This window comes from Candidatus Symbiopectobacterium sp. (assembly GCF_020054415.1).
Taxonomy (GTDB): domain Bacteria; phylum Pseudomonadota; class Gammaproteobacteria; order Enterobacterales; family Enterobacteriaceae; genus Symbiopectobacterium.
On the sequence record NZ_JAHWCO010000328.1, the window covers coordinates 1 to 5,260 of the forward strand.

Below are 5,260 nucleotides of genomic sequence, written 5' to 3' on the forward strand. Positions count from 1 at the left end.
ACGCGATAGAACGCCTGTGGAAAGTGATGAATGAGCATGCACGGAATAATCGCTATTTTGAAAACACCCGCGATTTTCGGGATGCAATATTCAATTTTTTCACCAATACGCTACCAGAAATAGCGGACTCGCTGACGTCCATAATTCACGATCGTTTTCAGGTGCTCAAACCTGCATCTTGAGGTTTATTGGGTATATCTATTTCAAGACGATGTCGGATCTTTTTGCATCAGTAAATTATCAATCATCCAAAACCCTGCCGGTCCTGGCGGATACTGTTTTGACCACACCACATCCATTTCAATCAGTTGCGGCCAACCTGCCATCGGAAGTTCCACCAACACCTGATGACCAAACTGGGCGACCAACCAGCGTGGCAGAATGCTCCAGCCAAACCCCTGTTCTGCCATTTCCAGCAGCATAAGGTAAGAGGGTGCAGACCAGATAACGCCTTCTTTTGGCTGGCGTTCTGTGCGTGTATAGGTATTCAGATAAAGTTGGCGTACCGTCGCCAACTGCTGCGGTGAGACAGACGGTTGCTGCGCCAATGCATGCTGTGCGGCAACAAAGATGGCCATTTCAGTTTTCACGTGTAGCCGTGAGGCGCTGATTTCTGTCGGATAGTGTGGTTGGGTACGAATCACCCCCATGTGCGCGCGCTGCGCCTTAAGCAGGTCGATGGCATCCTCATCTTCAGCGATCAGACACTCGAACTCAATATCAGGAAAGCGGGCAGAGAATGCATGCAGCAAGGGATCGTAATGCGCCGCTTTCCACATATCCGACAACACAAAGCTCAGGCGTGGCTCAATCCGGTTAGCCAGACGGGACGCCAGCGCATCCAGAGTGTCGCTGGCAGCAAGAATGGCCTCTACGTGCACACGCACCTTGTGGCCATCATCCGTCAGTCGCGGCTGATGCCCGGAACGATCGAACAGCACCAAGCCGAGATCGGCTTCCAGATTGGCAATGGCCGCGCTCACGGTGGATTGGCTTTTACGTAGCTGACGCGCAGCGGCCGAGAAAGAGCCAGTTTGCGCGGCGGTAACAAAGGCAATCAGGGATTCGGGGGAATAGCGCATCGCCGCTCTCTTTTTAAGTCCATCGCTCTTATCGATGGATATTAATTTCACTATTCCAGTAATAACGATATAACCTGCCTTCGTCAAGCGATGAGAGCTCTTCTCCACCGCCTGTTTTGTTAATTGATCCGATACCAAATTGATGAATAAAAGTGTGGTGATGTATGCAAGCTAACGCAGCAAACAGACAAACAACCGCGGTACAACGCCGAAGCGTGGGTGAGCGTGTGTTTCATGCTGTCGGCTACGAAGTGGTGGCACTCTTGATCACGGCTCCCATTGGTGCCTGGCTGTTTAACAAGCCGCTGTTTTCCATGGGTGCATTGGCTATTATGCTCTCCAGCATCGCCATGGTTTGGAATATCATCTACAACGCCCTGTTCGATCGCCTGTGGCCAGTATCTCGCGTGGCGCGCGGTGCCAAAGTGCGTATCTTGCACGGATTAGGTTTTGAGGGCGGTTTTACCCTGATTGGCCTGCCCGTTGCGGCCTGGATTCTGGGGATTACACTGTGGCAGGCGTTGATGGTCGAGTTCGGCTTCTTCCTGTTTTTCCTGCCGTATACCGTGGTGTATAACTGGGTATATGACAAACTGCGCGCCCGGTTTATGGCGCGCCGAGACGGCGAACGCGGGAAGTCGCCCGCTGCATCACGCCCCCACTAATGTCATCAGCCTTTGCGGTTGCTGGTTTTCAGGCGGCTTTTGAAATCGGCGTAGTCTGGCATCATCGGGCTGCGCCACAAATACCAAGCGGCAACGGTGCTAAAAGGCTGACACGGCAAGCTGAGTTCCGCCAATTCCCGGCGCGAGGGTACCGCATCGCGCTGATGCAAATAGCATAACCCTAAGCGGATGCCGAGGTCGTCCAGCGGCATAATGTCCATTCGTTCCAACCCATAGATTAGGTACATTTCAACCGTCCAGCGACCGATACCTTTCAACGTCGATAACCGTTCGATGAGCGTGTCGTCATCCATGGTCAGCGCCTGTTCTCGCGTAGGCACCAAACCGTCTCGTGCACCGTGTGCAATCGCGTGCAACGTTTCTGCCTTGCGCGTAGAGAAGCCACATTGGCGCAGTGCGTCTTTCTCACTGGCAGCAATCTGCTCGGCTGAAGGGAATACCTGTCCGTCAGTGCTAAACGCGTCCAACAGGCGGCGGATCATGGCATCACCCGCGCGAGTGGTGAGCTGTTGGTAAGCCACGGCACGCATCAGCGCTTCATAGGGTTCACGATGCGGGTGTGTTTTGTGCTGACATTCGCCGATGTGGTCCAGCAGCGCTTGCCAGCGCGGCCCAAGTGTGCGCAGATGTTCGCATGCCAGATGCACGCTCTGCGCCGAGTTCCATAATACCGGCTGCGGGTGTGACATACTTGATCCTGAACGTGAGAGAAAAAGGGTGGGCTTTCAGCATAAAAGAGTGAATCAGGGTTGTCACCCTGCGATGCGTTTATGGAATGAAAAATCAAGAATCAGTCAGGTATTCATCAGACGTAACCGGTAGGGTGTGATTGCTGTTGTGACCAGAGACTGCGAGGTGAGTGATGTCGACAAACGCACGCGCTTTTCCAGAGGAAGAGCGTGCTCTACGTGAAAATAGATGGTGGGATGCCCTGTGCCGACGCGATAAACAGGCTGACGGTCGCTTTGTCTATGGCGTTAAAACCACGGGAATATTTTGTATGCCTTCCTGTGCGTCCCGATTGCCGCTGCGGGAAAACGTGCAGTTCTTTGTGGATGCGGAGGCGGCGCGGCAGGCCGGGTTCCTGCCCTGTAAACGCTGCCTTCCAGGAAGTTCGTCCCGTGAGCAACGGCAAGGTGCGGCTATTGAGCACGCCTGCCAACTGATGGCGCAGTCCGAGACATCGCTGACGTTGGCGCAGGTGGCAACGGCGGTGGGTATCAGCCCTTACCATTTTCACCGGCTGTTTAAAGCACAGGTTGGCGTAACACTAAAACGTTATGCTGCCGCGTTGCGTGGTCAGCGTGTGCGCGCTTTGCTGAGCGGTGAGGTGCCGGTAACGCAAGCCACATTGGCGGAGGTTTTTCATTCCAGCGAGCAGTTCTATCAGGAATCTCATCAACTGCTGGGCATGCCGCCGTGCAGTTTTAAACACAAGGGGCAGGGCATGACGATTCATTTTGCGATTGGCACATGCTCGCTGGTGGCTGTTCTGGTGGCTGAGAGCGAGCGCGGGGTCTGCGCCGTTTTACTGGGAGATGATGCCACTGCATTGATAAACGAGCTGCACGCTCTGTTTGCCAATGCGACGTTGGTTGCAGGCGATGCGGCGTTTGATCAACGCATGGCGCTGGTCATCCGCGCTATTGATTCACCGGGTGCGCCGTTGACGTTACCGCTCGATATTCGTGGCACTGCGTTTCAACTGCGTGTCTGGTAGGCTCTGCGAGACATTCCTCGGGGAACTACGCTCAGCTACCGCGATGTTGCCGAAAAAATTGGTCAGCCGGACGCGGTGCGCGCGGTAGCTTGCGCATGTGCCGCCAACCGTCTGGCGGTGATTGTCCCTTGCCATCGGGTGATTCGCACCGATGGGGCGTTGTCGGGCTATCGGTGGGGCATCGCGCGCAAACGCCAACTGCTGGAGAACGAGGCTAAAGGATCCCATGATGGATGATCTGTTCGCGCACGAGGGCACACAGCTCTGGACGCAGACGCTGGCACCGGGTGCTGTGGTGCTGCGCGGATTCGCCGCTGAGAGTGCGCCAACGTTAATGCAGATGATTGACCAACTGACGCGCGTGGCACCGTTTCGACAGATGACCACGCAGGGCGGTTTTGTCATGTCGACTGCCATGAGCAATTGCGGCTCACTGGGCTGGGTGACGGATGCGCAGGGTTATCGCTATGCACGCCACGATCCCCTCACTGGATCGCTCTGGCCCGCGATGCCGCTGCTGTTTGCTCAACTGGCGCAACAGGCCGCGCACGAGGCGGGGTTTCCTGACTTTGTTGCCGATGCTTGTCTGATGAGCCGCTATGCGGTGGGTAGCAGGATGTCATTGCATCAGGATAAAAATGAACGGGATTTTTCCCAGCCGATTGTTTCCGTGTCGCTCGGGTTACCGGCCATCTTCCAGTTTGGCGGTATGCAGCGCAGCGATGCTGTGCTGCGTATCCCGCTGACGCAGGGCGATGTGCTGGTGTGGGGCGGACCGTCACGCCTGCGTTTTCACGGTGTGCAGGCCATCAAAGCAGGAACGGAAGATTACCGGTTTAATCTGACGTTTCGTAAGGCGGGGTAGGGAAAAGGGCAACCAGACTGCGACAAAATCACTTTACTCTTTGTCCTCCTCGGCGAAAGCCGGGGATCTCTGTAAGGATAAGCGCGTTTCTTCTGCAAGGGATTCCCGCTTTCATGGGAATGATGGAGGTGGTGGACGTTACTATTTTAGATAGGTTTGTCAGCAACCTGCCCCAAAGGCGCAGGTTGCTGGCGAGCAGGATTATTGTTTTTTGAAGTGCATGTAATCCAACGCACTTTCTGCGGCAATACGGCCTGAGTTCAGGGCGAAACCGAAGGTGCCACCGCCTAACAGCAGATCGTAAGTGTCGCCGTACGTGCCGCCTGCGTCATTATCGGTGACATACAGTCCTAGGATGGCATTGCCGTCCTTGTTGATGGCCTGCATATTCTCGTTAATTTTCACGCCGCACAGCGTGCCGAGTGCGGCAGGCTGCATTTTAACAGCATAGAACGGCTCGGTTTTCACCGGACGCAGGTAATCCATGTTCTTGTTGAACACTTCATCACGTTTTTGCGCGGCAAAGACGTTGTTCTGATCGATAGTCTCTTTCAGCACGCTGGCGTCAATGCCCATGGCTTTAGCCAGTGCGTCCAGCGTTTGTGCCTTGTAGACAAAACCGCGGTTTTTCTGGAGCTCTTTATCAAACTCTTCATCAAACTTAGTGAGCTTGGTGTTAGCGATAACCCAATTCACCAATCGGTACGTCGATCCCGTCGTTCACGTAATGTTTACGTGATGTTTCATCAAAGATGGAATACATGATGCAGCCGGCTTTGTTGAATAAATCAGAACTTGTAACGACTGCGCCCCATACGGGTCGATTGTTACGTGATGCGAATACTGTTCGGCATTCCTAATAGCGTGATCCGGTTAAGCGCTTTGACCATGGCCATGGCTTCACCCA

Annotated in this window: 6 protein-coding genes and 3 pseudogenes; 5 read left to right on the forward strand and 4 right to left on the reverse strand. The window is 54.4% G+C overall.

The genetic code is table 11. The features are described 5' to 3' along the window. A pseudogene (locus tag QZ506_RS09595) lies at positions 1–182 on the forward strand (IS630 family transposase); the annotation flags it as partial. 21 nt (positions 183–203) lie between these two features. Here QZ506_RS09595 and QZ506_RS09600 read toward each other — a convergent pair. Beyond that, positions 204–1,082: a LysR family transcriptional regulator gene (locus QZ506_RS09600; protein ID WP_291970663.1), complete on the reverse strand. Its 879-nt coding sequence runs from the start codon at positions 1,080–1,082 to the stop codon at positions 204–206. Positions 1,083–1,246: 164 nt separating this feature from the next. On the opposite strand from QZ506_RS09600, the gene QZ506_RS09605 reads away from it, so the two are divergent. Beyond that, positions 1,247–1,747, forward strand: coding sequence for a multidrug/biocide efflux PACE transporter (locus QZ506_RS09605; protein ID WP_291970665.1), 501 nt, complete (start codon positions 1,247–1,249; stop codon positions 1,745–1,747). A 5-nt stretch (positions 1,748–1,752) separates the two neighbouring features. Here QZ506_RS09605 and QZ506_RS09610 read toward each other — a convergent pair whose 3' ends face one another. Further along, on the reverse strand, positions 1,753–2,457 hold the full coding sequence (locus QZ506_RS09610; RefSeq protein ID WP_291970667.1) for a DNA-3-methyladenine glycosylase: 705 nt from the start codon (positions 2,455–2,457) through the stop codon (positions 1,753–1,755). Between the two features lie 173 nt (positions 2,458–2,630). On the opposite strand from QZ506_RS09610, the gene QZ506_RS09615 reads away from it, so the two are divergent. Genes QZ506_RS09615 through alkB form a run of 3 tightly spaced genes read left to right on the forward strand, consistent with a single transcriptional unit; the run spans position 2,631 to position 4,353 of the window. Continuing rightward, complete coding sequence (locus QZ506_RS09615; protein WP_367272995.1) at positions 2,631–3,488, forward strand: Ada metal-binding domain-containing protein; 858 nt, start codon at positions 2,631–2,633, stop codon at positions 3,486–3,488. 12 nt (positions 3,489–3,500) lie between these two features. Further along, positions 3,501–3,725 carry a methylated-DNA--[protein]-cysteine S-methyltransferase gene (locus QZ506_RS21550; RefSeq protein WP_367272996.1) on the forward strand — a complete coding sequence of 75 codons (225 nt, stop codon included), beginning with the start codon at positions 3,501–3,503 and terminating at the stop codon, positions 3,723–3,725. Next, on the forward strand, positions 3,718–4,353 hold the full coding sequence (alkB, locus tag QZ506_RS09620) for a DNA oxidative demethylase AlkB (protein WP_291970669.1): 636 nt from the start codon (positions 3,718–3,720) through the stop codon (positions 4,351–4,353). Before QZ506_RS21550 ends, alkB begins: the two co-directional genes overlap by 8 nt. Before the next feature lie 201 nt (positions 4,354–4,554). On the opposite strand, the pseudogene QZ506_RS09625 reads toward alkB, so the two are convergent. Continuing rightward, positions 4,555–5,134 (reverse strand): annotated as a pseudogene (locus QZ506_RS09625) (FAD-binding protein); the annotation flags it as partial. Positions 5,135–5,180: 46 nt separating this feature from the next. Then, a pseudogene (locus QZ506_RS09630) lies at positions 5,181–5,260 on the reverse strand (lipoprotein); the annotation flags it as partial.